The 25,882-nt window shown below is 67.0% G+C and carries 21 protein-coding genes, 7 tRNA genes and 1 pseudogene; 11 read left to right on the top strand and 18 right to left on the bottom strand.

All coding sequences use genetic code 11. The annotated features are described in order from the left end of the window. Positions 1 to 40: 40 nt before the first annotated feature. From AC1VXD_RS08160 to AC1VXD_RS08135, 6 genes are all read right to left on the bottom strand, one after another. Positions 41 to 2,329, bottom strand: a complete 2,289-nt coding sequence (locus AC1VXD_RS08160) for an Orn/Lys/Arg family decarboxylase (protein ID WP_482991641.1) — start codon at positions 2,327 to 2,329, stop codon at positions 41 to 43. 20 nt (positions 2,330 to 2,349) lie between these two features. Continuing rightward, the gene (gene adiC / locus AC1VXD_RS08155; protein ID WP_482991640.1) at positions 2,350 to 3,708 is read right to left on the bottom strand and encodes an arginine/agmatine antiporter; all 1,359 of its coding nucleotides are present in this window, start codon (positions 3,706 to 3,708) and stop codon (positions 2,350 to 2,352) included. A 79-nt stretch (positions 3,709 to 3,787) separates the two neighbouring features. Further along, a complete protein-coding gene (locus AC1VXD_RS08150; protein ID WP_482991639.1) occupies positions 3,788 to 5,218 on the bottom strand; it encodes a DcaP family trimeric outer membrane transporter in 1,431 nt (476 codons plus the stop codon). A 514-nt stretch (positions 5,219 to 5,732) separates the two neighbouring features. Then, entirely contained in the window at positions 5,733 to 6,572 is an 840-nt protein-coding gene (gene dsbG, locus AC1VXD_RS08145) for a thiol:disulfide interchange protein DsbG (RefSeq protein ID WP_482991638.1), read from the bottom strand. A gap of 30 nt (positions 6,573 to 6,602) precedes the next feature. Further along, positions 6,603 to 7,406, bottom strand: coding sequence for a redoxin family protein (locus tag AC1VXD_RS08140; RefSeq protein ID WP_482991637.1), 804 nt, complete (start codon positions 7,404 to 7,406; stop codon positions 6,603 to 6,605). Between the two features lie 84 nt (positions 7,407 to 7,490). Further along, complete coding sequence (locus tag AC1VXD_RS08135; RefSeq protein ID WP_482991636.1) at positions 7,491 to 8,558, bottom strand: GlxA family transcriptional regulator; 1,068 nt, start codon at positions 8,556 to 8,558, stop codon at positions 7,491 to 7,493. Positions 8,559 to 8,738: 180 nt separating this feature from the next. Between AC1VXD_RS08135 and AC1VXD_RS08130 the strand changes: the two genes are divergently transcribed. The 8 genes from AC1VXD_RS08130 (at position 8,739) to AC1VXD_RS08095 (ending at position 12,429) form a co-directional block, all read left to right on the top strand. Next, positions 8,739 to 9,137, top strand: coding sequence for a heavy metal-responsive transcriptional regulator (locus AC1VXD_RS08130; protein ID WP_482991635.1), 399 nt, complete (start codon positions 8,739 to 8,741; stop codon positions 9,135 to 9,137). After that, positions 9,134 to 11,503 (top strand): heavy metal translocating P-type ATPase, encoded by a 2,370-nt coding sequence (locus tag AC1VXD_RS08125; RefSeq protein WP_482991634.1) that lies wholly within the window; start codon positions 9,134 to 9,136, stop codon positions 11,501 to 11,503. Before AC1VXD_RS08130 ends, AC1VXD_RS08125 begins: the two co-directional genes overlap by 4 nt. 89 nt (positions 11,504 to 11,592) lie before the next feature. Then, positions 11,593 to 11,668, top strand: a tRNA-Ala gene (locus AC1VXD_RS08120). 55 nt (positions 11,669 to 11,723) lie between these two features. Beyond that, positions 11,724 to 11,799 (top strand) — tRNA-Glu (locus AC1VXD_RS08115). A gap of 184 nt (positions 11,800 to 11,983) precedes the next feature. Further along, a tRNA-Ala gene (locus AC1VXD_RS08110) sits at positions 11,984 to 12,059 on the top strand. Positions 12,060 to 12,108: 49 nt separating this feature from the next. Further along, positions 12,109 to 12,184 (top strand) — tRNA-Glu (locus AC1VXD_RS08105). A gap of 47 nt (positions 12,185 to 12,231) precedes the next feature. Then, positions 12,232 to 12,307 (top strand) — tRNA-Ala (locus AC1VXD_RS08100). 46 nt (positions 12,308 to 12,353) lie between these two features. Beyond that, positions 12,354 to 12,429, top strand: a tRNA-Glu gene (locus AC1VXD_RS08095). Between the two features lie 94 nt (positions 12,430 to 12,523). On the opposite strand, the gene AC1VXD_RS08090 is transcribed toward AC1VXD_RS08095, so the two are convergent. Next, positions 12,524 to 12,940 carry a GNAT family N-acetyltransferase gene (locus AC1VXD_RS08090; protein WP_482991633.1) on the bottom strand — a complete coding sequence of 139 codons (417 nt, stop codon included), beginning with the start codon at positions 12,938 to 12,940 and terminating at the stop codon, positions 12,524 to 12,526. 76 nt (positions 12,941 to 13,016) lie between these two features. Between AC1VXD_RS08090 and AC1VXD_RS08085 the strand changes: the two genes are divergently transcribed. Further along, positions 13,017 to 13,973: an SOS response-associated peptidase family protein gene (locus AC1VXD_RS08085; RefSeq protein ID WP_482991632.1), complete on the top strand. Its 957-nt coding sequence runs from the start codon at positions 13,017 to 13,019 to the stop codon at positions 13,971 to 13,973. A gap of 15 nt (positions 13,974 to 13,988) precedes the next feature. Here the strand turns inward: AC1VXD_RS08085 and AC1VXD_RS08080 are convergent, their stop codons facing one another. After that, positions 13,989 to 14,369, bottom strand: a complete 381-nt coding sequence (locus AC1VXD_RS08080; protein ID WP_482991631.1) for a response regulator — start codon at positions 14,367 to 14,369, stop codon at positions 13,989 to 13,991. A gap of 136 nt (positions 14,370 to 14,505) precedes the next feature. Here AC1VXD_RS08080 and AC1VXD_RS08075 point away from each other — a divergent pair. Then, a tRNA-Leu gene (locus AC1VXD_RS08075) sits at positions 14,506 to 14,591 on the top strand. Positions 14,592 to 14,653: 62 nt separating this feature from the next. Here AC1VXD_RS08075 and AC1VXD_RS08070 read toward each other — a convergent pair. From AC1VXD_RS08070 to AC1VXD_RS08060, 3 genes are all read right to left on the bottom strand, one after another. Beyond that, positions 14,654 to 16,492, bottom strand: coding sequence for a methyl-accepting chemotaxis protein (locus AC1VXD_RS08070; protein WP_482991630.1), 1,839 nt, complete (start codon positions 16,490 to 16,492; stop codon positions 14,654 to 14,656). Positions 16,493 to 16,764: 272 nt separating this feature from the next. Beyond that, positions 16,765 to 17,172, bottom strand: coding sequence for a GNAT family N-acetyltransferase (locus AC1VXD_RS08065; RefSeq protein ID WP_482991629.1), 408 nt, complete (start codon positions 17,170 to 17,172; stop codon positions 16,765 to 16,767). Positions 17,173 to 17,187: 15 nt separating this feature from the next. Next, the gene (locus tag AC1VXD_RS08060) at positions 17,188 to 17,493 is read right to left on the bottom strand and encodes a hypothetical protein (protein ID WP_482991628.1); all 306 of its coding nucleotides are present in this window, start codon (positions 17,491 to 17,493) and stop codon (positions 17,188 to 17,190) included. Between the two features lie 147 nt (positions 17,494 to 17,640). Between AC1VXD_RS08060 and AC1VXD_RS08055 the strand changes: the two are divergent. Further along, positions 17,641 to 18,419 (top strand): annotated as a pseudogene (locus tag AC1VXD_RS08055) (DUF5694 domain-containing protein); the annotation flags it as partial. Between the two features lie 22 nt (positions 18,420 to 18,441). Here the strand turns inward: AC1VXD_RS08055 and AC1VXD_RS08050 are convergent. The 7 genes from AC1VXD_RS08050 to AC1VXD_RS08020 form a co-directional block, all read right to left on the bottom strand. Beyond that, positions 18,442 to 18,663 carry a hypothetical protein gene (locus AC1VXD_RS08050; protein ID WP_482991627.1) on the bottom strand — a complete coding sequence of 74 codons (222 nt, stop codon included), beginning with the start codon at positions 18,661 to 18,663 and terminating at the stop codon, positions 18,442 to 18,444. A gap of 94 nt (positions 18,664 to 18,757) precedes the next feature. Next, a complete protein-coding gene (locus tag AC1VXD_RS08045; protein WP_482991626.1) occupies positions 18,758 to 20,941 on the bottom strand; it encodes a PAS domain S-box protein in 2,184 nt (727 codons plus the stop codon). A gap of 207 nt (positions 20,942 to 21,148) precedes the next feature. Continuing rightward, positions 21,149 to 23,536: a Tex family protein gene (locus AC1VXD_RS08040; RefSeq protein ID WP_482991625.1), complete on the bottom strand. Its 2,388-nt coding sequence runs from the start codon at positions 23,534 to 23,536 to the stop codon at positions 21,149 to 21,151. A 190-nt stretch (positions 23,537 to 23,726) separates the two neighbouring features. Further along, positions 23,727 to 23,942 (bottom strand): hypothetical protein, encoded by a 216-nt coding sequence (locus tag AC1VXD_RS08035; RefSeq protein ID WP_025879252.1) that lies wholly within the window; start codon positions 23,940 to 23,942, stop codon positions 23,727 to 23,729. A gap of 835 nt (positions 23,943 to 24,777) precedes the next feature. Next, positions 24,778 to 25,230, bottom strand: a complete 453-nt coding sequence (locus AC1VXD_RS08030; RefSeq protein ID WP_406235831.1) for a hypothetical protein — start codon at positions 25,228 to 25,230, stop codon at positions 24,778 to 24,780. Further along, positions 25,227 to 25,430 (bottom strand): PspC domain-containing protein, encoded by a 204-nt coding sequence (locus AC1VXD_RS08025; protein WP_200753493.1) that lies wholly within the window; start codon positions 25,428 to 25,430, stop codon positions 25,227 to 25,229. Before AC1VXD_RS08025 ends, AC1VXD_RS08030 begins: the two co-directional genes overlap by 4 nt. A gap of 66 nt (positions 25,431 to 25,496) precedes the next feature. Further along, entirely contained in the window at positions 25,497 to 25,865 is a 369-nt protein-coding gene (locus AC1VXD_RS08020; RefSeq protein WP_482991624.1) for a YfeK family protein, read from the bottom strand. Between the last annotated feature and the right edge of the window lie 17 nt (positions 25,866 to 25,882).

Here is a 25,882-nt window from a genome sequence, read left to right as displayed (position 1 = left end):
CGCAGCTGTAGAGTCGAGCTTGCCCGACTCTACCTCCGGATCAGGCTTTCAGCACCTCCACCCGATACGAGACGCCATCGCCGTCGTGCTCGATGATCAACCCGTGCACGTCCGATTCGAAGCCCGGGAAACGCGCATTCTGCTCACGGGCGATCCGCAGCGACTGGATGATCGGCTCATCGCTGGCACCGAACCGCTCACCCGGCATGATGGTCGGGATGCCCGGTGGGTACGGCACCAGCATCGTGGCGGCAATGCGGCCGCTGACCTGCTCGATGTCGACCCGCTCGATCTCGCCCTTGACCAGGTGGTTGTAGGCATCGGCCGGTGTCATCACCGGGGTCGGCAGATCCACGTACATCCCACGCATCACCTTGGCCACCGCGAATTCCTGGTTGAACGCGTGCAGCGCATCGCACAGGTCACGCAGGCCCCAGCCGGCGTAGGCAACCGGATAGTCGGCAGCCAGCGTCGGCAAGGCCTGGCTCAGGGGCGCATTGCGGTCATACAGTTCCTTGAACGCCATCAGCTCGGTCACCAAAGTGCTCCACTTGCCCTTGGTGATGCCCATCGAGAACAGGAACAGCACCGAGTACAGGTTGGTCTTCTCCACCGTGATTCCGCGGCTCCACAGGAACTTGCTCAGCACCGCCGCCGGAATGCCCAGCCTGCCCATGCCGCCGTCCATCGACAGACCCGGGGTCAGTAGGGTCACCTTGATCGGGTCGATCAGCACGTAGTCGTCGACCAGGTTCTCGAAGCCGTGCCAATGACCATCGGGCTGCAGGTACCACTCCTCGCGCTTGGCCACCATCGGCGCCGGCGTATCGCCCTTGTCCAGGCTGCGTTCGACCTGGGTGGGTTGCCACACGCTGAACCACCAGTCCTCGCGCCCGAGGTCGTCGCGCACGTGCAGCATGGCGCGACGGAAGGCGATCGCCTCGTCATGCATCTCCTGCACCAGCGAACGGCCGGCATCGCCCTCCATCATCTTGGACGCCACGTCGCAGGCCGCGATCACCCCGTAATGCGGGCTGGTCGAGGTGTGCATCATGAACGACTCGTTGAAACGCTCGGCGTCCAGGTTGCGCTGCGCCGAGTTGCGTACATGGATCATCGACGCCTGCGAGAACGCGGCCAGCAGCTTGTGGGTCGAATGGGTGGTGAAAATGATCGCGTCCTGCTCGCGCGGCTTGCCCTTGGCCATGCCATAGTGGTTCTCGTAGAACGGATGGAACGCGGCGTAGGCGTACCAGGCCTCGTCGAAGTGCAGGAAATCGACCGCACTGCCGATCTCATCGGCGATCTTCTCGGCGTTGTAGCACAGGCCGTCGTAGGTTGAATTGGTGACCACCGCGATGCGCGGTTTGGAACCGGCCTTGTACGCCTGGCTGGCCAGGGGATTGGCGGCGATGCGCTGCTGCAGTGATTCCGGCGTGAACTGGTCCAGGCTGATCGGGCCAATGATGCCGTGCGCATTGCGGCTGGGGGTGAAGTACACCGGCACCGCGCCGGTCATGATCAGCGCATGCAGCAGCGACTTGTGGCAGTTGCGGTCGACGAACACCACGTCGCCGCGCGCCACCGTGCCGTGCCAGACAATCTTGTTGGCGGTGGAGGTGCCGTTGGTGACGAAGAAGGTGTGGTCGGCACCGAAGTTGCGCGCGGCCTCTTCCTCGGCATCCTTGATCGGGCCGGTATGGTCTAGCAGCGAGCCCAGTTCCGGCACCGAGATCGACAGGTCGCTGCGCAGGGTGTTCTCGCCGTAGAACTGGTGGAAGGCGCGCCCCACCGGCGATTTGGTGAAGGCCACGCCACCGGCATGGCCCGGCGTATGCCAGGAATAGTTCGATTCGGCGGCGTGGTGGATCAGCGCCTTGAAGAACGGCGGGAGCAGGTTCTTCATGTAGTCTTCGGCCGCGCGCATCACCTGCCGCGCGATGAAGCTCTTGGTGTCCTCGAACAGGAAGATGAAGCCATGGATGTGCTTGAGCAGCTTGCTCGGCACCTTCTCGATGGTGCGCCGCTCGCCGTACAGGAACACCGGCAGGTTGGCCCGGCGCGCGCTCTGTTCGCGCAGGAATGCAGTCAGCCGCTGGAACTCGCCGTCCACTTCCTCGCTGCCATCGATGGAGATCAGCACCGCCGAGGCGGCCACGTAGGTGCGGGCACCGGCACGCGCATCATCCAGGTTCAGCCCGCACAGCACGCGCTGGTCGTTGCCACGCAGTTCCTCCACCAGCGCGCGGATCAGGATGCCGCCGATGCGCGGCGACTCGTAGTCGTTGTCGATGACAATGACCGGGTAATCCAGGGACTTGAAGTACACGTTGATTCTCCTTGTCGAACTCAGGAACGCTGGGCGCCGGCGCCGGCGCCGATGGCTGATGCCTCGCGGGCGCGCTGCCGCTGCTGGCGGCGCTCCTCGCTGAAGAAGGGATAGAACACGGTGATGAACAGCACGAACAGGAAGGCGTACTGCACGATGCTTCCCGACGAACCGTAGATCGCCCACAGGCAGTACACGACGGTCAGGCTGGTCAGGGTCCAGAACGCACCGGTGTGCACCAGGGTGTGCGAGCGCTCGACCACGAAGTAGCAGGCCACGCACGAATAGATGTACGGCAGCAGGGTCAGCACCACGGCTGCCGAGGTGATCACATCGAACTGCGCCGATGCGGTTTCCGAGGTCGAGGTGACCAGCACCGCCAGGGTCATCAGCACCGCCACGATCAGCACGCCCTTGACCGGCACGTCGTCCTTGTTGGTCTTGCTGAAGATGCTCGGGAACAGTCCGTCATCGGATGCCGCCTTGGCGCTCTGCGCCGTCAGCAGGATCCAGCCGCCCAGCGAACCAGCGGCACCGACGAAGGCGCACAGGCTGACCAGGGCCCCGCCCCAGCCACCGACAGCCTTGGCCGCGGCCAGCGCGAACGGCGCGTCGGACACCTGCAGTTCCGCATTCGGCACCATGCCCATGATCACCGAGGAACTGGCGATGTAGGCAATGGCGGCCAGGAACACGCCGGCCAGGGTGGCGCGGGCCACGTTTTTTTCCGGATTCTCGACCACGCCCGCGGTCACCGAGGCCGACTCGACACCGATGAAAGCCCACAGCGTCAGTGCCGCCGCGCTGGAGATCGCACCGAAGTTCGACTCACCCGACACGTTGTAGGCACCCTTGAAGATATCGGCGTCGAAGAAGAACCAGCCGAAGATGGCGATGCCCAGGATGGGTACCAGTGCGAAGCTGGTGGTGACTGTCTGCACCCGGCTGACGAAGGCCGGCCCGATCATGTTGGCGAAGCTGAGCGCCCACACCAGCACCAGCACCGCGATGCAGCGCACCAGCGGTTCGGACAGGATAGGGAAGAAGTAGCTGAAGTAACCCACCGCCGCGATCGGAATGGCGACATTGCCGATCCAGTTGGCGAACCAGTAGATGGTGTTGGTCTGGAAGCCCATGTAGGGCCCGAACCAGTCACGCGCATACGCATACGGGCCGCCTGCCTTGGGCGCCAGCTTGCCCAGCTTGGCAAACACGAAGGCCAGCAGCAGCGCGCCAGCCGTGGTGATCAGCCAGCCCCAGATGGAGGCGGTGCCGATCTTGGCCAGGCTGGAGGGCAACAGGAATACACCGGAGCCCATCATGTTGCCGGCGACGAGGAAGGTGGCTCCGACCACCCCGATTTTCTTTGCTTCTGCCATGACACTCTCCTGAAGCTGGCATTGGCCCGGCAACACCGGGCATGGGGACTGGCTGCGCCGGCGTTAACCGCGCTGGCGGCTATCTGATGAAGTTGTATTGCAGGCTGCCCTGTACGCGGACGGTGTCGCCGCGCGCGCCGCCCTGCTGTTCCAGGCGTCCGTACAGCAGCTCCATGCCCATCGTCCACGACGGTGCCGGGCTCCAGATCAGATTGAACACGCCGTAGCGGCTTTCGCGGAACGCCTCAGCGGCCAGTGCGCTGTTCCGCTCCAGGGTCAGCTGGCCGAAGATCAGGTTCGAGCGCCACAGCTGCGACCAGTAATGGGTGTAGCCGATGAAGCCGCCGTGCAGGTCCAGCGCATCGAGTCGCCCATTGGCATCGACCACCGCATCCAGCCCGGAACCGGTGAGGTCGGCGGTGTAGCGGCTCAGGCCACGCCCGCCCAACGCACCGAACAGCAGCAGATCGCGTTCGCCTGCCGCCGCCGAGCCGCTGAGCTGCAGGCCTCCGCCCGTGCGGCGGTCGCGCTCGCCCTCGCCGTCATAGGCCAGGCTGCGGGCCACCGCACCCAGCTGCAGATGACCCCAGTCGCGTTCCATGCGGGCGGTAACGCTGACGTCGGGCACACGGTTGACGGCCGCCCGTGTCTCGCTGGCCCCGGCCAGTTCAGTGTCCGGATCCTCGGCGGCCAAGGTCAGCGTATTGCCCTTGCCCATCGTGAAGCTGTGGTGGATGCCGGCCACCAGCAGATAGCCCGCGCCGCCCGGCCCGGCAAAGTCGAGGGAGTCGGGCAGGCTGTCGGCGTCCATGAAGCTGGAATAGCCGTAACCGGCATAGGTATTGCCGAGCTGGCCATAGGCATGGCGCAGGCGGAACTGGTAGCCGTCGCTGCTGCCGAAGAAGTCGTTTTCCAGGTAGAAGCGCAGGTTGCCGTGCGTCGTGGGCCGGCGCGCCTCGAAGCTGAAGCGGGTCTGCTTGGCGTGGATGTTGAAGTTGGACACATCGCGGTGGCTGCCGCCCACGGGTATCGACGAAGGGATGAACTGGTCCTCGTCGCCGGCCGCGCGTGAATCGGCGATGGCATCGAGCTTGGCGTAGCCACCGATGCGGATGACGGTGTCCGTGCCGGGAATGGCGAAGAAGCCTTTCAGGTCAGGATCGGTCGGGCCTGCAGCGCTGTCCGGGCGCGACGCTGCAGTGGAGGGATCGGCCACCGATTCACGCTGTGGCAGGACTGGCGATGCCACGCCGGGTACCTGGGTGGGATGCAGCACAGCGGTCGCGGCTGGCGTGACGGGCGCAGCGGCTGGCGGGGCAGCGGAGGCCGTCGCCGCGCCGGCAAGGGCTCCGCGCTGTTCGAGACGGTCCAGGCGCTGCTGCATGCTTTCCAGTGCCTGGCGCAGGGCCACGATCTCGCGCCGCAGAGCCTGCGCGTCCTCCTCTTCGGCATGGGCCGGCGTTGCCGCCATCGCCGCCATGCACGCCAGACTCAGTCCTGCCAAGCGCATTGCATCCTCCATGGACGAACACCTGCCAGACACTGCCGGGCGGGACGCCTGCGCGTTCCCGACAGCGACCTGCCGTTGCTGGGTTGCGGAGTACTGCGTCGATACCCGCAGGCAGCCTGCATGCTGCAGGCAACAGGACGATGACATCGCCCTGTTGTTGCCGTGGGCAGTTCGACTGCGGCTGCGCTGCCAGCGGGGTGGCGACCGCAGGCGTCTGGGTAGCAAGCCCGAAGTGAGGGTGTCGTGAATGACCCGGCACGAATCACCTGCTCCTGGCAGATCCGCGACGCTGTCCCTGTCGTGTTGACGCTGGAATCCATGCATCAAGGCTAGCGAGCCTGTCGCTTTAAGCCTTGATTGCGATCAAGTCACGATGTTTGATCTCAGTCACTATTCATACGTGATACCGCACCGCCCACTGCGCAGCCGTATCCAGCCGCACGGTCGCAGAACGCAACAGGCCCGCACGTCGCCATGCGGGCCTGCTGTTGTTGATCACGGGTGAGCGGCGCGGTCAGCGCGGACCCAGCACCTTCAGCAGGTCGTCGCCCTGCGGCAGGCCAGCACGACGCTCGACGCTGCCCTCTGCATTCTGGAACAGGATGCCCGGCGTACCCTGGAAGCCCATTTCCACCATCAGCACCTGGTTGGCGTCGAGCTTGCCAGCGACGTCGCGGCTGATGCTCGGCAGCGGCTTGATGCCACCGCGGTCGAACTGGTGCTCGTTCTCCAGCAGCGCGGCACTGGGGTCGCGGGCGGACAGGATGGCCGCGGCCTTGGCCGGGCTGTCTTCACGGATCACGCCGACCATGATGTGACGCAGCTGCACCTTGCCTGCATCCACCCAGGGACGGGCCGCGTCCCAGAACTTGTGGCAATACGGGCAATTTGCGTCACTGAAGGTGTAGACGATCCGCGGGGCGTCAGCCTTGCCGTCACGCACCCACGCGCTGGCTTCCAGCTTGGACCAAATCTTGGCCGACATCGGCGCGGACACCAGCTTCTCCACCGCCTCGGCGGCCACGTCGTTGCCCTCGGCATCGAACAGGCTGCCGACCAGCACATGCTTGCCATCCGCGGTGACATACGCCGCCGCCGGCTGCTGGCCACCGACCACGCCGGCAAAGCCGCGCAGGCCGCCCGGCGCATCAAATTCGGAAACCACCTCGAAGCCGTGCTTCTCGATGCCCTTCAGGACCGCGGGGCGCTCACCCTTACCTGCCGCAGGGGCCGACGCAGCGGTGCCGGCGGGCGTCTTGGCCGGCGGCGTCTGTGCCTGGCTGCAGGCGGTCATGGCCAGCAGCATCGGCAGGATCAGGACCGCAGGCGCGGCGCGCAGGGAAATCGACAGCATGGGGACTCCAAAAGGAAATGCCCGCGCAGGCTACCGCAGCCTGCGCAGTTTGTGTTCAAGACCGGCCTGGGTCAGTTCACCGAGGTGCAGATCCTGCAGGCGCCCCTGCGCATCGAAGAACAGGGTCGAGGGATAGGCGCGCACGCCCAGCGCGGTGGAGGCCGACGCAGGCTCGTCGAGCAGGACATCGCGCAGCGCAAGCTGCTCCGTGACCAGGAACTGCTGCACTTCATCCTGGCCTTCGCCCTGGTTGAGGAAGACGAACTGCAGTTCGGGGCGGGACTGCTGCGCACGGGCCAGAACCGGCATTTCGCGCCGGCATGGGCCACACCAGCTGGCCCAGAGATTCAGCACCACGGGCTTGCCACGGAATCGTTCGAGGTCCAGCGGCTGCCCCTGCAGATCCACCACCTGCACCGCCGGCAGGGAAAGCGTGTTGGCCTGCCACTGCGACAGACCATGACTGCCCACGCCCCACAGCAGCGCACCGGCGAGTGCACTGCACAGCACCGGAACACGCAGCGAAGGATTGCGACGCAGGCGCCAGACCCCCCACCCCAGCGCGGCAGCCAGCACGACGGCCACGTGATAGCCGCCATCGGCAATCTGCAACATGCTCCACGGCGCGTCACGATAGAAGGCGAAGTTGGCGGCGATGAAGGACACACGACCGCAGAGCAGGCCGATAAGCAGCATGTCCAGCACCTGGCCCGCACCCGAAGGCCGCGGCGGCACGGGCTGGCGCGCCGGCCAGAGCCGCGCGACTCCCATCGCCAGCAGCAGACAGATCAGGATTACCACTACCGGCATCGGCACCGGCCCCACACTTGCCATTACATCACCTGCACCACATTCCAGAGTCCTGCATGGTCGGAGCGCCGCGCCCGTGTTGCAAGCGCGGCATCCCGCCCGCGGTCGTCAGGCCGCGTCCAGCCGCGAGTCCGCAACCGGTACCACCGGCACGGCCCGCGATGCCATCGCCGCCGGAGCCGGCAACGCGCGCTCACGCCGCTTGCAGTTCACGTGCCGCCGGTAGTTGGCCGGCGTCATGCCGACGATACGCAGGAACAGGCGACGGAACGCGCTCTGGTCCGCATAACCCACGCCCCAGGCCACCTCGTCGATGCTGGCGCCCTGCTGCAGCAGGGTCTGCGCCTTGGCCACGCGCAGCCGCTGGCAGTACTCGATGGGGCGCAGCCCGGTGGCTTTCAGGAAGCGCCGCTGCAGCGTCCGCGGCTCTAGACCGGAGACCTCGCAGATGGCCGGCAGCGTCGCCCCGCGTGCGGACGTGGTGTGCAGCCAGCGCTGGGCCTTGAGCACATCACGGTCGCCGTGGGCGAAGTTGGCACTGAACCGCTCCAGGTCCTGCTGCACGCCCGCCGGTACGACGATGCCCAGCTGCTGAGCGACCGCGCTGGCCACGCCCTGCCCGTGCAGGCGATACAGCAGGCGCAGGCCCAGGTAACGCCATGCCTGCGGGCCGGCCACGGTGAGCAGGTCGCCATCATCGACCAGCGCACGTTCGCTGGGGGCCCAGCTGGCGGACTGGCCCTGCAGGCCCGGATGGCGCCGCAGATCGGGGCCCGATACGGTGCGCCCGGCCAGCAGGCCCGCCCGTGCCAGCACGCCGACGCCGTCGGCCGCCGCGGCCAACAGGCTGCCGCCGTCGTAATGCGCACGCAGCCAGTCCAGCAGGACCTCCTCGGCGCGCACTGAAACCACCGGGCTGACCTGGCCCGGCAGCGCGATCACGGCAGGAATCGCCGCATCCAGCATTTCCGCGCCGGCGATGCGGTTCACACCCCGGTTACTGGCCGGCACGATCCAGCGGGTAACCAGCACGCGGGCAGTGGGGCGCCGCTGCTGCTGGGCCAGGCGATTGGCCACATGGGCCATTTCAGCCAATACCGAAGCTGCAGACGGATCTCCCCCCGGATACTCGACCACGGCAACCTCGACGAAACCCTCGTTGTTCAGTCCCTCCACACTCCCCTCCTCCGTTCGTTCAGGCCGTCGAGCGGCCGGTTCAGGCGAAGGGTAGGAAGTGCCGCAACGGCAGGGCTATGAAGAAAGTTGCAAAGTGCGCTGAATGGGGGAAACCCACAAACCCTTGACTCTTGACCAGACTCCAGGGTTGACAATGGCGGCATCCACCAGGAGTGCGCCATGAATATTGGACAGCTGGCCCGCGAGGCCGGGGTGCCGATCGACACCGTCCGCTACTACGAACGCCAGCAGCTGCTGCCCACCGCGGCACGCTCTGCCGGCGGCTACCGCATCTTCGGCAAGCAGGACCTGCGCCGGCTGCGGTTCATCCGCCGGGCCAAGGCGCTGGGCTTCAGCCTGGAGGAGATCGCCGAGCTGCTGGCACTGAGCGACCGCCAGAAGCAGGACATGGCCAGCGTGCGCGATACGGCACAGGCCCGTCTGCTCGACATCGAACAGCGGATGGCCGAACTGCAGCGCATGCACGCCGCGCTGGCGCAGCTGGTGGACGCCTGCCCCGGCCATGGTGCGCTGGAACAGTGCCCCATCCTCGCCGCGCTGACCGAGGACAACGCATGAACAGCGGACACTCCCATCACGGCCACGGCCAATCGCCCACCGCAGGTGGCTGCTGTGGCGGTGCGAAGCAGGCCCCTGCAACGGTAAAGGACCCGGTCTGCGGCATGGACATGGACCCGGCCAGCACCGCGCATCACACCCATCACCAGGGCCACGACTACCACTTCTGCAGTGGCGGCTGCCGGCAGAAATTCATCGCCGATCCCCAGCGTTACCTTGATCCGTCGTCCTACGTCGCCCCCGAGGTTCCCGCAGGCACGCTCTACACCTGCCCGATGGACCCGGAAATCGTGCAGGAGGGCCCCGGCACCTGCCCGATCTGCGGCATGGCGCTGGAGCCGATGATGCCCAGCCTGGACGAAGGCGAGAATCCGGAACTGACCGACTTCCGCCGCCGCTTCTGGGTGTCGCTGCCGCTGAGCGTGGCGACGATGGCGCTGGCGATGCTGGCGATGACGCCACTGCTGCATGCGCTGTCGCCGACGCTGCGGGTGTGGATCGAGGGCGCGCTGGCGACGCCGGTGGTGCTGTGGGCAGGCTGGCCGTTCCTCGAACGCTGGGCGCAGTCGATCCGCAACCGCAGCCCCAACATGTGGACGCTGATCGGCACCGGCGTCATCGCCGCCTACGGCTACAGCGTGATGGCCACGGTCGCACCGGGCGTGTTCCCGCCCTCGTTCCAGCAGCACGGCCACGTCGGCGTGTACTTCGAAGCGGCGGCGGTGATCATCTCGCTCACCCTGCTCGGCCAGCTGATGGAACTGCGCGCGCGGGCCAAGACTTCGGCAGCGATCAAGGCCCTGCTGGGCCTGGCACCAAAGACCGCGCGGCGCATCGATGCCGATGGAAGCGAGCATGATGTCCAACTGGCACTGGTGAAGGCCGGCGACCGCCTGCGCGTGCGTCCCGGCGAGAAGGTGCCGGTGGATGGCCGCGTGCTGGAGGGCCGTTCTTCATTGGACGAATCGATGCTGACCGGCGAACCGGTGCCGGTGACCAAGCAGGCTGGCGACAGCGTGATCGGCGCGACCCTGAATGGTTCCGGCGCATTGGTGATCGAAGCCGAACGCGTTGGCGACGACAGCACGCTGGCGCAGATCGTGCAGCTGGTGGCGAAGGCGCAGCGTTCGCGCGCACCGATGCAGCGCATGGCCGACAAGGTAGCGTACTGGTTCGTGCTGGCGGTGCTGGCCGTCGCCGCGCTGGCGCTGTTCGGCTGGGGCCTGTTCGGACCGGAGCCGTCATGGACGCATGGCGTGCTGAGCGCGGTGGCGGTGCTGATCATCGCCTGCCCGTGTGCGCTGGGGTTGGCCACGCCGATGTCGATCATGGTCGCCACCGGCCGCGCCGCGCAGCATGGCGTGCTGTTCCGCGATGCCGAAGCCATCGAAGCACTCGGCAAGGTCGATACGCTGGTGATCGACAAGACCGGCACGCTCACCGAGGGCCGCCCGGCGTTCGACGCCGTGCATGCCTGCGCGGATTTGGAAGACACGCAGGTGCTGCAATGGGCGGCCAGCCTGGACCAGGGCAGCGAGCATCCGCTGGCTGAAGCCATCGTCACCGCTGCGCGCACGCGTGGCCTACCGTTGCTGGCGGTGGAGGATTTCGATTCGATCACCGGCCTGGGCGTGCGTGGCCGCGTGGACGGGCGCGCGATGTGGCTGGGCAACACGGCGCTGATGGCCGGGCAATCGGTGCCGGTGGGCGCCGTGCAGGAACAGGCCGATGCGCTGCGCCGTCGTGGTGCCAGCGTGATGTACCTGGCGGTGGAGGGGCAGCTTGCAGGCCTGTTGTCGGTGGCCGATCCGATCAAGTCGACCACCGCCGAAGCCATCGCCGCGCTGCACCGCGATGGGCTGCGCATCTTCATGGCCACCGGCGATGGCCTGCTGACCGCGCAGGCCGTGGCGTCCACCCTGGGCCTGGATGAAGTGCATGGCGAGAGCCGCCCCGCCGACAAGGCCGCACTGGTGCAGCAGTTGCAGGCACAAGGTCACGTCGTGGCGATGGCCGGCGACGGCATCAACGATGCCCCTGCGCTGGCCAGCGCCAACGTCGGCATCGCCATGGGCACCGGCACCGACGTGGCGATGTCCAGCGCACAGGTCACGCTGGTGAAGGGCGATCTGCGCGGGATCCTGCGTGCGCGCCAGTTGTCGCGTGCAGCCGTGCGCAACATGCGGCAGAACCTCGGCTTCGCCTTCCTCTACAACGGGCTGGGCATTCCGGTCGCGGCCGGCGTGCTGGTGCCATGGGGCATTACGTTGTCGCCGATGCTCGCTGCGGTGGCGATGAGCCTGAGTTCGGTATCGGTCATCAGCAACGCGTTGCGCCTGCGCGCGCAGCGTCTTCTGGGCGGCTGACATCGAGCTCGCAACGGACGTGAAGAAAAGTGCAACAAACGCTTGCCAACCCCCGGGGTCACAGCTATTATTTCGCTCCTCAGCGACGTGGGGCCATAGCTCAGCTGGGAGAGCGCCTGCATGGCATGCAGGAGGTCAGCGGTTCGATCCCGCTTGGCTCCACCAATCTTTCGGCATTAGGCCGTCGGAAGAGTCGCGAAAGAACATTGATGAGATCTGCGTCCCCATCGTCTAGAGGCCTAGGACATCACCCTTTCACGGTGGCGACCGGGGTTCGAATCCCCGTGGGGACGCCAACTCATCACGAACAACGAGGACCCGGCCGATAACCGGGTCTTTTTTGTTCACCGCCTACCGGCGTTCAGGTTGTGGCGTTGCGGTTCCCCTGCCCTTGTGGCCCTGGTGAACCACAACGAAGAAAGCGAAAAAAAAGCTTCCACAAAGGTGAATACGTTGGTAAGATAGGCGGCTCGGTAACACGGGGCCATAGCTCAGCTGGGAGAGCGCCTGCATGGCATGCAGGAGGTCAGCGGTTCGATCCCGCTTGGCTCCACCACTTTCGACATTAGGCCGTCGAAGGTTCTACAACGTGAAGTTTTTCGTGCGTCCCCATCGTCTAGAGGCCTAGGACATCACCCTTTCACGGTGGCGACCGGGGTTCGAATCCCCGTGGGGACGCCAGTTTCAAAACGGACCCTGCTCCCATGCAGGACAATCCGGAGTTTCATGGGGCCATAGCTCAGCTGGGAGAGCGCCTGCATGGCATGCAGGAGGTCAGCGGTTCGATCCCGCTTGGCTCCACCACTTCGACATTAGGCCGTCGAAGATCTACAACTTGAAGTTTTCGTGCGTCCCCATCGTCTAGAGGCCTAGGACATCACCCTTTCACGGTGGCGACCGGGGTTCGAATCCCCGTGGGGACGCCAATTCTTGAGGACCCCGGCCCCGGCCGGGGTTTTTCTTTGCCTGTCATTCCCGTAGATCCACGCCCTGCGTGGATGAATGCCTGATGCCACAGACTCAGAACCGCCGGTACATCCCGATCGAGGCCGGCGCGGTCGGTGCAAACCCGAACTGCGCGTACAGGCGGTGCGCCTCACCATCGGCCAGCAGGCTTACATAGGCCGAAGGCGGCAGCGTTGCCTGCATCCAGGCATCCAGCCGGCGCATCACCTCCTTGCCCAGGCCCTGCCCCTGCAACCTAGGCACGACAGCGATATCGCAGACCTGCAGGTGGCAGCCACCATCGCCGACGATCCGGCCCATCGCCACCAGTTCGCTGCCCTGGTACGCGCAGACCCCGAACAGGGTATTGGGCAGCGCGCGGCTGGCGGCCTCGGCAGTCTTGGCGCTCAGCCCCGCCAGCAGGCGCAGCTGGCAGTAGTCCTCAACAATCGGCACGCCATCGCGGAACTGGCAGCTCGTCGAATCGTTCATGCGTCATCTCCCGGGTGTCGGGCTATCCTGCCGCAGTCTCGTCGCAGCCGCTGCGACCCCCACCCATGGAACGCCCATGTGCTATTCCGCCCTGATCCGCGCCGACTACGCCAAGCTCGTCCGTGAGTACGGCGCGGTGCTGTCGTTGGAAGAATTCGCCGAGCTGTACGCACACGATCCCGGCAAGAAGCGGCCGAAGACGCCCAAGGCCATGGACGATGGTTTTGCCGGTGCACGCACCGAACAGGGCCGCGACATCGTGGCGAAGATCCAGCAATGGCATGCCGAGGAGCAGCAGACGCTGCAGGCCGAATTGCTGAAGCAGGGCGAACGGCGCGACATCGCCAACGCCATCCTCGCCACGCGGCCCACACAGAAGGCACGCAACGACCTGCGCGTGGCCAGCAACCGCATCGAGCGTGCACAGGCCCGCCTGGACGATCTGCACCGTGTGCAGCTGCTGCCGCGCGACAACCGCATCTTCCCCGGCACCTACGCACCGGTGATGGTCAGCGAGAACGGGCAGCGGGTGATCAAGCCGATGCGCTACCAGTGCCGCCTGCCGGACAAGCCCGCACGCAACGACGTGCTCTATCCGGGCACCTACAACGCGCGCCGTGACAGCCTGGAAGGCTACTGGCGCGGCGCCTTCGGCCTGCGCCATGGCGTGGTCGTGGTCAGCGCGTTCTACGAGCATGTCCCGCGCCATGCCATCGCCGGTCGCAGCCTGGGTGCCGATGAGAAGGAACAGGACGTGGTGCTGGAATTCCGCCCCGACCCACCGCGCGACCTGTTGCTGGCCTGCCTGTGGGCCGAATGGGAAGGACCGGAGGGGCGGCTGCTGTCCTTCGCCGCGATCACCGACGTACCGCCGGCCGACGTGGCTGCCGCTGGCCATGACCGCGGCGTGGTGCCGATCCGTCGCGAACACCTGGACGCCTGGCTCAATCCCGATCCGGCCCAGCTGGCCACGCAGCACGCCATCCTCGATGACCGCGAGGATCTGCGTTACGTCTACGAAGAAGCGGCCTGAGCCGGAAGACTGCGCTCAGGCCCGCGCGCTGGTACGGCCGACCGCGCGCAGCAGGGCCTGCGACAGATCCACCGACAGATAGGGTTTCACCAGCAGCACGCCGCCGCGCATCGATGCGGGCAGCTGATCGGTGGTCATGCCGGTGGCCAGCACGAAGGGCACGCCCGCTGCAGTGAGCGCCGCGGCGACCGGTTCACTGGTTTCGTTTCGGGCCAGCCGGTAGTCCAGCAGTGCCACGTCCGGCGAGGTTTCCTGCAGCAGGCGCAGCGAATCAGCAACCGTCGCCGCCAGGCCGACGACCACGGCGCCGGCCTGCACCAGCTGCATCTGCAGCAAGGCCGCACTCATTTCGTCGTTTTCGACCACCAACACGCGCAGATCCTGCAACGCTGCCATGGGGCCTCCCCCCACCTGTTAAGCCGATCCAGTATAGCCATCAGCCAGCCATTGCCGACAGGACGGCGGGCTTCCGGCCCTGTCCGAACGGGCCTCTATGAAGGCCCGCCGGGCTCGGTTACACTAGCCCGCTGCTGCCGGTGTGGCGGAATGGTATACGCAGCTGACTCAAAATCAGCCGGGGGTGACCCCATGAAGGTTCGAGTCCTTTCACCGGCACCATCGAACAAAAGGCCAGGTCATCGACCTGGCCTTTTGCGTTTCGGGAGGCTCATCCCCCGGCTTCAGGGCACCACCCGCAGCATCGGCGTGCGCTGTGCCGTCGAACTGCCCTGCCCCGCATCCACCCGGAATCCGGCCACGGTCTGCAGCAGCTGCGCGGACTGCTCCTCCATGCTGCGTGCCGCCGCCGAGGCCTCTTCCACCAGTGCCGCGTTCTGCTGCGTGCCCTGGTCGATCAGGTCCACGGCCTGGTTCATCTGCTGGATGTCATCGCTCTGCTGCTGGGCGGCCGTGCTGATCTGGGTCATCAGGTCACTGACACGGCGTACGTCGCGCACGATCTCATCCATGGTGCGCCCGGCACTTTCCACCTGCGCGGTGCCGGCGCCGACATTGGCCACCGATGCGTCGATAAGCTGCTTGATCTCCTTGGCCGCGCTGGCCGAACGCTGCGACAGCTCACGGATCTCGGTGGCCACCACGGCGAAACCACGACCATGCTGGCCGGCGCGCGCCGCCTCCACCGCCGCGTTCAACGCGAGGATGTTGGTCTGGAACGCAATGCCGTCGATCACCCCGATGATGTCGACGATGCGGCGCGAGGAGGCGTTGATCATCGCCATGGTCGAGACCACTTCATGCACCACGGTGCCACCGCGCGCAGCCACGTCCGCCGCGCCGCCGGCGAGTTCGCTGGCCTGGCGTGCGTTGGTGGCGGTGCGCTGCACGGTGTCGGCCAGACCCTTCATCGACACCGCCGTTTCCTCCAGCGAGGCCGCCTGCTGCTCGGTGCGCTGGGACAGATCGCTGTTGCCCTGCGCGATCTCGGTTGCGCCCACCGCAATGGTGTCGGCGGCGAACTTGATCTGGCCGAGGATGCCGGCCATCGCCTCCACCAGCGCATTGACGCCCTCGCACAGCTCGGCGATCGGGCCGCGCTTGTCGGTCATGTCCACGTGGTGGGTCAGATCGCCCTGTTTTGCCGCCGCCACCACTTCGCGGGTCTGCGCAACGGCGCGCTGGGTGGCCTGGTTCTCGTGCACCTGGGCAGTGATGTCGGTCGCGTACTTCACCACCTTGAACGGGCGGCCGTTCATGTCGAGGATCGGGTTGTAAGACGCCTGGATCCAGACCTCGCGCCCGCCCTTGCCCAGCCGCCGGTACTGGCCGGCGTCGTACTCGCCACGGCCCAGTTTTTCCCAGAACTGCCGGTATTCGGCACTCCTGCGATCGTCGGGTTCGACGAACAGGGAATGGTGCTGGCCGCGGACCTCGTCCAGCGTGTAGCCGGTGGCAGCCAGGAAGTTGGCGTTGGCCGACAGGACGCGTCCATCCAGGCAGAACTCGATGACTGCCTGCGACTTGTCGATCGCCGCCAGCTGGCCCGCGGAATCGGCGGCCTGCAGCTTCTGCGCGGTGATGTCGGTGGCGAACTTCACCACCTTGTACGGCCGCCCCTGGCGATCCAGCACCGGGTTGTACGAGGCCTGGATCCAGATCTCGCGCCCGCCCTTGCCGAAGCGCCGGTACTGGCCGGCGTCGAACTCGCCGCGCGCCAGCCGCGCCCAGAACTCGCGGTACTCGGCGCTGCGGGCATGCTCGGGATCGACGAACAGGGAATGATGCTGGCCCTGGATCTCGTCCAGGCGGTAGCCCACCGCCTGCAGGAAGTTGTCGTTGGCCTGCAGGATGGTGCCATCCAGGGCGAACTCGATCACCGCCTGCACGCGATGCAGCGCGGCCACCTGCGCGGCCAGCTCATCCTGGCGGCGGTCCTGCGCGGACAGTTCGGTGGTGGTGCGGTGGCCGCCCAGCGCGCCCAGCAACACGCGCCAGGGCGAAAAACGGGAGTGCGGGTCGGCCGGTGTCTGCTCACCCGCCGTGAATCCTGGCATCAGCATCGTGGGTTCCTCGGAGTCCAATGAAATGCAATCCGGCGGGCGGGTGCCCGGCGGGGCCATCAATTGCCTGGACTTGCAGACGCGCGGGGGAAGCGTCCTTGTTCGTTGTGCGCGTAGAGCTCTGGACTGCGGACTGCGGAAGGCGGTACACACAGCACGGACCGCCCGTCGGGGGCAGCCTGGAGTCCAGCCGCGAGGGACAGGAGCGGGATCCAGTCAGGTTATCGGCGGGCGGGTCGCGGCCTTTAGGGGCATTTGCAGCCCCCGCGTCTTCACAGAACCCGGCGATACCGCAGCTTGCCCTCGGCCTCGCCCCGGGGCTGGTAACCGTTGCGCTCCAGCAGGGCCACGATCTGCGGGAAGGCCTGCGAGGTCTTCACCTCGATGCTGTCGTAGCCCTGCGCGGCACAGCGCTGCTGGGTTTCCAGCACGGCCTGGGCGATACCCTGGCGGCGATGTGCCGGATGGATGCCGCCAACCCAGCCGTAGAAGCGCCGGCGGTCCAGCGCGTAGCCCACCTTGAAGCCGACCAGTTCGCCGCCCTGCTCGGCCACCAGCACCAGGTGGCGACGGCCAGCCAGGTGCTGCATGTAGGTGGCGTGCGTGCGCCCCTGGCCCAGCTCGCCCACGCCCCGCAGCACCTGCAGGGCTTCGTCCAGAGTGCCTACCCTTACCAGCATCGTGTTCCTCCGCGGTCAGCGTTGCCGCCACATCATCCAGCGCAGCACGGCGATGGCCAGCACCGCCGGCAGATAACCGAGACTGCCTACCCAGACCAGCAACGCCGCAGTCACCCAGTTACTGCCGCCGCCAAAGATCCACGGCGTGGTCTGCAGCACATGCAGGGCCAGCGGCAGCAGCAGTACCGGCGACAGCCGCAGAAGCTGCCAGCGCCAGCCAGCGGCCCGACAAAGCCGATGATCGCACCGAGCAGTGCGGCGATCGTCACGATGGGGAGTGCAGCGTCCATGTCGTCGTTCGTTCCAGCCTGCAGCGTCCATTGTGGCCCATGCCCCGCCTGGCTGCGATGCAGGCAGCGGCCGGATGGTTGTAATGACCAACGGAGGATTACATCGCACGGCGTCGCGTGCAGGATCGTCGTCATCACGGATGCATCCATTGCAGGGAGAAGCTCATGTTCAAACGTCATGCGCCGCAATCCGCTGCGCTACGCGGAAACCGCGCAGACCTACTGCTTCGATACCACGGCGGCACAGGCGGCCACCGGCATGGATGTCCCGGTCGCAAGCGGCGAAGCAGAGCGTTTGCTGGCGGGGTTGCCAAAGGATGCAACGCCCTCGCAACGGCGCCATCTTGCTGCCGTCCTGCTTGCAGCGGGCGAACCAGGCTCTGCACAAGTGCAGTGGCTTCGCCTGCAGGTTCCGGAGCGGCATGCTGGCGACGGGCTGACGCCTGCCCTGGTACAGACCCTTGAAGCGCATAGGGTACGTCGACAGGAAACGTTCCAGGTTGCTGCCGTGCTTGCGGCGCGGTTGGGACACGACCGCCTCTGGCCGGTGGATGACCACACGGCCGATTCACCCACGCCGCCGGAACAGGCCGAAGCCGGTCGCAAAGCGCTGGAAGCCGTCTGGGACAACCCCTATGTGCAGGCGATGAAGGACGCTGACACGCCGCTGTATGCGGCGCTTGCTGCGCCAGATGGCGTTCTTGCCCTGTATCGCGCTTACAACCGCCCCGAATGGGCTGAACTTGCCTACCGTGCAGACTTCGGCGCTGCGCTGCAGGACCCCTCCCCCGAGGCATTCGGGCGCAATTACCTCGGCTACTGGGAAACCCGCAACCTGCGCATGGTTGCCAACATCCGCTCGCCATTGTCGGTGCTTCGCATAAAGGCTACTACGAGGCCTACCTCGACCAGATGCATGACGTGCGGCTGGTGGATACAGCGTCTGTTCTGCGCTAGAGGACTGCGTAGCTCGGCCCGGTCAGCGGCGCCCATTGCGCCACAGCACGGCGCTGGCGCCGATGATGCAGCCCAGGGTCGCCAGCAGTGCACTGGCGACCCCCCACTGCAATACGGGCACCAGCGACTGCGCCAACGGATCGAGGCGAAGCTGCTCCAGGCGCAGGCCGCCGGCCAGCGCCAGCAGCCAGCCAATGCAGGCGGGGGCGTAGGCACCGACGATAGGTGTGTTCCAACGGTTCATGGCAACTCCCTGCTGAAATGGCGATGGAAAGATTGTTCCGCCCCGCCCTCTCACAGATTGAGATCGCATCAACGCGCTTGTGATACGTACTGGTTCAGCCCGCTTCGTTGTCCTCGCCGCGCAGTTCACCCAGCTCGCCCTGCACCTGCACGTTGTTGCGGCCCATGGCCTTGGCCCGGTAGCACTGGGCATCGGCCGACGCCACTGCCTCGTCCACGGTCATGCCCGCCTCCAGCGGCGCGATGCCGATGCTGGCGCCGATCCGCAGCCGGGCCGTGTCCCACGGGATGGACAGCGCGGTCAGGGTGTGCAGCAGTTCACGGCCGATGCGCGCGGCCCGGCGCGGACCACAGCCGGGCAGGATCACCGCGAACTCGTCGCCCCCCAGCCGCGCCACGATGTCCGAATCGCGCACGCCATGGCGCAGCACGCTGGCCACCGCCCACAGCACGGCATCACCAGCCAGATGACCCCAGGTATCGTTGATTGGCTTGAAGCGATCCAGATCGATGAACATCAGCGAGGCCGCCTGGCCGGTCCGCTCGACGCGGGTGATCGCCTGCTGCAGGTGAGCCTCGAAACCCCGGCGGTTGCCCAGTTCGGTCAAGGGATCGATCTCGGCCAGATGGCGTGCCTCGCGCTCGCGGGCGCGTTGCTGGGTATCGTCGCGCAGCACCCACACCGCGCCACGCACCTGGCCGTCGTCATCGCGCAGCCAGGCGCGGGTCAGGTCCACCGGCACCGTGGCCGCGCCCAGCCGCATCAGCAGGTCAGCATGCAGGTCCACCGCGTTGCTGTCCGGATCCAGCAGCACGGCGACATCCAGCACCGAGCCCGGCGCGTACTCGGTGGTCAGCGACAGCACGTCCTGCACGTTGTGCCCGGCCAGGGCCAGCGCGTTGTCACCCGCCAGGATGCGCACGGCCGCAGCGTTGGCGTACTCGATACGTCCTTCTAGGGTCACGCTCAGCACCAGGTCGGCCACCGCATCCAGGGTGATGCGGCTGCGCTGCTCGGTTTCGTAGAGGCGCTGCTCGCTGCTGCGCTGGGCGGTGACATCCTGGATCTGCGACACGAAATGCAGCGGCTCGCCGCGCTCGTTGCGCACCAGCGAGACCGACAGGCGCGCCCAGATGGTGTTGCCATCGCGGTTGAGGTAGCGCTTTTCCAGATGGTAGTAATTGCGCCGGCCGGCCAGCAGGTCCTGCACCAGCGCCAGGTCGGTCTGCAGGTCGGCCGGATGGGTGAGGCGCTGGAAATCCACCTGCAGCAGCTCTTCGCGCGGGTAGCCCAGGATCCGGCACAGCGCATTGTTGACGTCCAGCCAGCGCCCTTCCAGCGAGACCAGGGCCATGCCCAGCGCCGCCGAGGTGAACGCACCGGCAAACTTGTCCGCGGCCAGCCGCGCATCGGCACGCGCCTGCTGCATCTCGGTGATGTCGATGGCCATGCCGACGTAGCCGATGCGCTGGCCGTCGGCACCGTCCATGCGGCTGATCGACAGCCGCACCTGGCGGCGCTGGCCATCCTTGTGCAGGAAGGTCCACTGCCGTGAGAACGTGCCGTCCTGGGCCTGCGCGGCCAGTGCCTGGAAGACAGTCGGCAAGCGCCCTTCGGCATCGGCCAGCGGCGCCAGGAACGCGGCGATCTCGTCAGGCGCGAGGAAAACGCCCGGGTCGACCCGGCCAATCACGTCATCGGCCGTATAACCCAGCAGGCGCTCGGCGCCGCTGTTGAACAGGGTGATCACGCCCTGCGGGTCGGTGGCCATCACCGCCACTTCGTCGGATGCATCGAGCAGCGCCTGCAGCCGCTGGCGCATTTCCGCCGCGTCCTGCCGGGCCTGCTGCAGTTCGGTCACATCATCGTGGGCGCCGGCCATCCACACCGGGCGCCCCTGCCCGTCCCGCTCGAACACGCGCCCGCGGTCGTGGATCCAGATCCAGTGGCCGTCCTTGTGGCGCATGCGCAGCAGGCACGCATAGTGGTCGGTGTGCCCGCGGAAGTGCTCCTCCAGCGCGGCATCGGAACGGGCCAGGTCATCGGGATGGACCAGCGCCTGGAACGTATCCTGGTTCACCGGCTCCAGCTCTTCCTGGCGATAGCCGACGATCTCGGCCCAGCGCGCGTTGATGCGCATCTGGCCGGTCTGCACGTTCCATTCCCAGGTGCCCGCTGCGGTGCCTTCAATGATCATGGCCAGGCGGCGGCGGTCTTCGGCCAGCTCCATCAGGCGCCGCTCTACCAGGTTGCCTTCGTTGTTGCCGGGGCCGCCCATCAGCGCTCCCTGCCCCGCGCGCAGGCGCGCGCGGGCCGCAGCGCAAGGCTGCAACCCTCATGGATGCTGGCGGGAACGATTGGCGCCACGGCCCTCCCCGGCGACGACGGGACGGCCCGATGGCCCCCCTTGGGCGCAAGTGTGCGCACTGCGGGGGAACCTCGACAAGTCCCCCCTCGCAAGCGACTGCCTGGAGGGGCGCCGGACTCAGCTGCGCTTGGCGCGGGCGAAGGCGTCGGCCAGGGCGTTGTTGGCCGGTGGCGCCGACTGCGCTGGGCGGCCGCCATTGCCCTGCCCGCGGTTCTGGCCACGGTTCGGACCGCCGGCATCGCGGCGCGGCCCCTGCCCCTGGCCACGCTCCTCGCGCTGGCCGGGCCGGCTGGTGGCCTGGCCGGGGGTGTCGTCCAGTCGACGGGTCAGGGCGATGCGCTTTCGCGGCACGTCCACTTCCAGCACCTTCACCTTGACGATGTCGCCGGCCTTGACCACGTCGCGCGGGTCCTTGACGAAGGTGTCCGACAGCGCCGAGATGTGGATGAGCCCGTCCTGGTGCACGCCGATATCGACGAACGCACCGAAGGCCGCCACGTTGCTGACCACGCCTTCCAGCACCATGCCTTCGCGCAGGTCCTTGATGTCCTCGACGCCCTCGGCGAAGCGCGCCGCCCTGAACTCCGGGCGCGGATCGCGGCCCGGCTTTTCCAGTTCCTTGAGGATGTCGCGCACGGTCGGCACGCCGAAGGTCGCATCGGTGAACTGTTCGGCCTTCAGGCCACGCAGGAAGCCGCCATCACCGATCAGCGCCTTGATCGGGCGCGCGGTGCTGGCGACGATGCGCTCGACCACCGGATAGGCTTCCGGGTGCACGGCCGAGGCATCCAGCGGCTGGTCACCATCGGCGATGCGCAGGAAGCCGGCACACTGCTCGAAGGTCTTCTCGCCCAGCCGCGCCACCTTCAGCAGGTCCTTGCGGCGCTTGAAAGGGCCGTTGTCATCGCGGTGGCGCACGATGTTCTCGGCCACCGTCGACGACAGGCCGGACACGCGCGACAGCAACGCGGCCGAGGCGGTGTTCACGTACACGCCGACGGCATTCACGCAGTCTTCCACGCGCGCATCCAGTGCCCGCGCCAGGCGGTACTGGTCCACGTCGTGCTGGTACTGGCCGACACCGATCGCCTTGGGTTCGATCTTCACCAGTTCGGCCAGCGGGTCCTGCAGGCGGCGGGCGATTGAAACCGCGCCGCGCAGCGACACGTCCAGGCCGGGGAACTCCTTGGCGGCGAATTCAGATGCCGAGTACACCGAGGCACCGGCTTCGCTGACCACCACCTTCTGCAGCTTCGGGTTGCCGGCAGCATTGATGGCCTCGCCGGCCAGCTTGTCTGTCTCGCGGCTGGCGGTGCCGTTGCCGATCGCGATCAGTTCGACGTTGTGCTTCGCACACAGCTGCTTGATCGTCTGCAGCGACTGATCCCACTGGCGGCGCGGTTCGTGCGGGTAGATGGTCTCGGTCGCCACCAGCTTGCCGGTGGCATCGACCACGGCGATCTTGCAGCCGGTGCGGATGCCCGGATCGAGGCCGAGCACGGTCTTCGGGCCGGCAGGCGCGGCCAGCAACAGGTCCTTGAGGTTGTCGCCGAACACCGCAATCGCATCGGCCTCGGCCTTCTCGCGGGCCTGGTTGAACAGGTCCAGCAGCAGGTGCGTGTGCAGCTTCGCGCGCCAGGTCAGGCGGCAGGCATCGAGCAGCCAGCGGTCGGCGGCGCGGCCCTGGTCGGCGATCCCGGCCTTGCGCGCCACGCGCCCTTCGGCGTACTGATGGCCAGCCTCGGCATCGCTGCCCGGGTCCAGTTCCAGGAACAGGATCTCTTCGCGGCGCGCACGGAACAGTGCCAGCAGGCGGTGCGAGGGAATCTTCGCCAGCGGCTCGGCGTGTTCGAAGTAATCGCGGTACTTGGCGCCTTCGTTTTCCTTGCCCTCGGCCACGCGGGCGCGGATCACGCCGGTTTCGCCCAGCCAGGTGCGCAGTTCGCCGACCAGCGCGGCATCCTCGCCCCAGCGCTCCATCAGGATCGCGCGGGCACCTTCCAGCGCGGCCTTGGTATCGGCCACGCCCTTGTCGGTGTCGACGAAAGTGGCCGCGAGCGCCTGCGGATCCTGCGTCGGGTCACCCAGCAGGCCATCGGCCAACGGTTCCAGCCCGGCCTCGCGGGCGATCTGGGCGCGGGTGCGGCGCTTGGGCTTGTACGGCAGGTACAGATCTTCCAGGCGGCTCTTGGTATCGGCGGCGAGGATGTCGTTGCGGAGTTCGTCGCTCAGCTTGCCCTGTTCGCCGATGCTGGCCAACACGGCGGCGCGGCGGTCTTCCAGCTCGCGCAGGTAGGTCAGGCGGGTTTCCAGGTTGCGCAGCTGGGTGTCGTCCAGGCCGCCGGTCACTTCCTTGCGGTAGCGGGCGATGAACGGAACGCTGGCGCCCTCGTCGAGGAGGCCGACGGCGGCACGTACCTGGGCGGACTGGGCACCGATTTCCTCGGCAATGGTCTGGGCGATCTGCTGGGCGAGCGCGCTCTGGGCGTTCTTGGCGTCGTGCATTGCTTCAGGTCTTGGCCGCATTACGGGAAGCCCCCATTCTGGCAACCCACGACCAAGCGGGACAAGGCGTTGACAGGGGGCGGGATTCAGCCTCCGGCGGCCGGTCGGGACGCCGGCATCCTGGCGAGGTGGGGCTGGGATGCCGGCGCGGGCGCGCGATGATGGGCGCGCCCTGCCGCGTGTTTCGGGGTCAACGGTAGTGGCGGGCGGCGCGCTGCATGACGATGTCGTCGCGCAGGCTTTCCAGGGCCATCAGACGGACCTTGCCGACACCCTGCAGTTCCATGAACCGCTCGGTGTAGAACTCCGGCCCCAGCGCGGTGTCGGCGCGGGATTTGCTGAAGCCGTAGGGCACCACGCCCTTCTCGCCATCCTTGCTACCACCGACATAGAGAACAATTGCCATGTGATGTCTTCCTCCAAATTGCTACTGCGTACTGCACACGATGAGCGGTACTTGCGAGCTCATCCGGGTAGAGCTTACCGCGACCAAGCTGACTGGAACGTCACGAAGGCTAATGACGATCGGTTGCATGCAGATGACTGCCCGATCACTGCAGAACGCTTACGGATCTTTAACCTCCGCCTAACAAACGTGGCTTTCCAGCCAACGGCGCAGCCCCTCGTGGGTAGCCTAGCCGGATCGCCTAAAGCGAATTTCCTGGGGCGGGCCGGGTGGGTAGGCAGTGAGGGGACGCCGTGAACCCATCCATGGGGGCTTGTCCGCGGCATCCATGCCGCAGACACCCCGCCCCACCTACCCACCCGGCCGCTGACAGATTTCTGCCTCGTCCGCCACCCACGGAAAAGAAATAGAAGATCAAAAGCAGCGCAGCCTCGCCGGCCGCTCTTTGTAGAGCCGAGCCCATGCTCGGCTGCTTCTCGCGGGGTAACGGCAAGCCGAGCGCAGGCTCGGCTCTACACGAGCAAGCGCAGCGCGCGATCCGCTTCTGCTGTTCTTTTTCTTTTCCGTGGCTGGACGCGCACGGAAACTGTCAGGGGCCGGGGGGGGGGGGGGGGGGGGGGGGGGGGGGGGGGGGGGGGGGGGGCGACGCGCCCCCGCGCGGCGGGGGGGGGGGGGGGGGGGGCGGGCGCCCGCCCGCCCCCCGCGCCCCCCCCGCGGGGGGTTCGGCGGCCGCCCCCCCCCCCCCCCCCCCCCCCGGGCCCAACTCGCAATGCCAGTCGACTGACAGTCGACTCTACCGGCCCCAGCCACGAGGGGCTGCGCCGTTGGCTGGAAACTACGGCCACCAGCCATGGCCGAACCGGGCGTAATGATCCGCCGCCCGCTCGAACGGATTACGCGCACTCACGCCCCCGCACAGCAGGTACACCGGCAGGTACAGCGGCCCCAGCACCAGGTACTGGTAAACATGCGCCCGCTCATGGTCATCCAGCCGGATCAACGGCTCCACGCCCCACCCCGCCTGGTGCGCGTAGGTCCGGCAGGACATGCCCAGGTCGTGGCCGGTATGCAGGATCACATTGCCCAGGGTGATCGCCCCGCCCGGCCCCCACGGCCAGTGGTCGAAGATGAGCGCACAGTCGCGGCCGCTCCAGCGCAGCTTCGCCCCGCCCAGCAGGCCGACCAGCCCGCCGATCACGCCGATCAGCGTATTGGGCAGGGTCCAGGCCGCGCCCAGCACCTGCAGCGCGCGCAGCCAGACCGGCCAGGGCCGCGAGGCGGCGTTCAATCGGCCTCGTTCGGGATCAGCAGCCACAGGAGCAGGTAGACCAGGATGCCGGGGAAAGCAGCCGAACCGATCGAGACCAGCACGAACACGATCCGCACCAGGGTGGGGTTCCAGCCGAAGCGATGGGCAATGCCGCCCATCACGCCGGCGATCATCCGATCGTTCAACGAACGCGACAGCGTGCGTGGCGTGGTGTTCATGGTGGCACCTCCTCGGGAACCAGAAAGAGCAGTCGAGCGTGGCCCGACTCTACACCGCCGGTATGTCTACGGCGTGCGTTGACGCAGCGCCTGCAGGCGGGCACCGAACCAAGCGGCAGCAGTCTGTTCAGCCTGTCCCGGGCACTGGATGCGGTAGGCCTTGCCGCTCATGCTGCTCTGGCTGGCGGCGCGCTCGATGAACTGCTCGGCGCTGTCCACCTTGTTGTTTTTCAGCAGGTAATCGTACTTGCGCTGAAGGTGCGCACGCGCCTCGGCCGCGTCGTGCCAGCTGCCATTGCGCTGGAACCGGCACTGCGAGCCATCGAGGCTGGCGATCAACTGCGCGATCTCGCTCTTTGCCTGCGGCCCGGGGGCGGCGTGGGCAGGCGGCGCCGCCAGCAGCGCGGCGAGGATCAGCGGAATACGGTACGTCATCATTCCCCCAAAGCAGT

The sequence above is a fragment of the Stenotrophomonas sp. STEN054 genome (assembly GCF_056854535.1).
The sequence above is the reverse complement of the archived record's forward strand: the minus strand, read 5'-3'. Positions and strand labels throughout refer to the sequence as shown.

Bases quoted from the DNA above. Each gene is read 5' to 3' on its own strand.
- adiC (WP_482991640.1), bottom strand. From the start codon at position 3,708: ATGGCAGAAGCAAAGAAAATCGGGGTGGTCGGAGCCACCTTCCTCGTC.
- AC1VXD_RS08025 (WP_200753493.1), bottom strand. From the start codon at position 25,430: ATGAACACCACGCCACGCACGCTGTCGCGTTCGTTGAACGATCGGATG.
- AC1VXD_RS08060 (WP_482991628.1), bottom strand. From the start codon at position 17,493: ATGGACGCTGCAGGCTGGAACGAACGACGACATGGACGCTGCACTCCC.
- AC1VXD_RS08150 (WP_482991639.1), bottom strand. From the start codon at position 5,218: ATGCGCTTGGCAGGACTGAGTCTGGCGTGCATGGCGGCGATGGCGGCA.
- AC1VXD_RS08090 (WP_482991633.1), bottom strand. From the start codon at position 12,940: ATGAACGATTCGACGAGCTGCCAGTTCCGCGATGGCGTGCCGATTGTT.
- AC1VXD_RS08040 (WP_482991625.1), bottom strand. From the start codon at position 23,536: ATGCACGACGCCAAGAACGCCCAGAGCGCGCTCGCCCAGCAGATCGCC.
- AC1VXD_RS08130 (WP_482991635.1), top strand. From the start codon at position 8,739: ATGAATATTGGACAGCTGGCCCGCGAGGCCGGGGTGCCGATCGACACC.
- AC1VXD_RS08035 (WP_025879252.1), bottom strand. From the start codon at position 23,942: ATGGCAATTGTTCTCTATGTCGGTGGTAGCAAGGATGGCGAGAAGGGC.
- AC1VXD_RS08140 (WP_482991637.1), bottom strand. From the start codon at position 7,406: ATGGCAAGTGTGGGGCCGGTGCCGATGCCGGTAGTGGTAATCCTGATC.
- AC1VXD_RS08045 (WP_482991626.1), bottom strand. From the start codon at position 20,941: ATGGGCGGCCCCGGCAACAACGAAGGCAACCTGGTAGAGCGGCGCCTG.
- AC1VXD_RS08125 (WP_482991634.1), top strand. From the start codon at position 9,134: ATGAACAGCGGACACTCCCATCACGGCCACGGCCAATCGCCCACCGCA.
- dsbG (WP_482991638.1), bottom strand. From the start codon at position 6,572: ATGCTGTCGATTTCCCTGCGCGCCGCGCCTGCGGTCCTGATCCTGCCG.
- AC1VXD_RS08050 (WP_482991627.1), bottom strand. From the start codon at position 18,663: ATGAACCGTTGGAACACACCTATCGTCGGTGCCTACGCCCCCGCCTGC.
- AC1VXD_RS08065 (WP_482991629.1), bottom strand. From the start codon at position 17,172: ATGCTGGTAAGGGTAGGCACTCTGGACGAAGCCCTGCAGGTGCTGCGG.
- AC1VXD_RS08080 (WP_482991631.1), bottom strand. From the start codon at position 14,369: ATGGCAGCGTTGCAGGATCTGCGCGTGTTGGTGGTCGAAAACGACGAA.
- AC1VXD_RS08020 (WP_482991624.1), bottom strand. From the start codon at position 25,865: ATGACGTACCGTATTCCGCTGATCCTCGCCGCGCTGCTGGCGGCGCCG.
- AC1VXD_RS08070 (WP_482991630.1), bottom strand. From the start codon at position 16,492: ATGCTGATGCCAGGATTCACGGCGGGTGAGCAGACACCGGCCGACCCG.
- AC1VXD_RS08085 (WP_482991632.1), top strand. From the start codon at position 13,017: ATGTGCTATTCCGCCCTGATCCGCGCCGACTACGCCAAGCTCGTCCGT.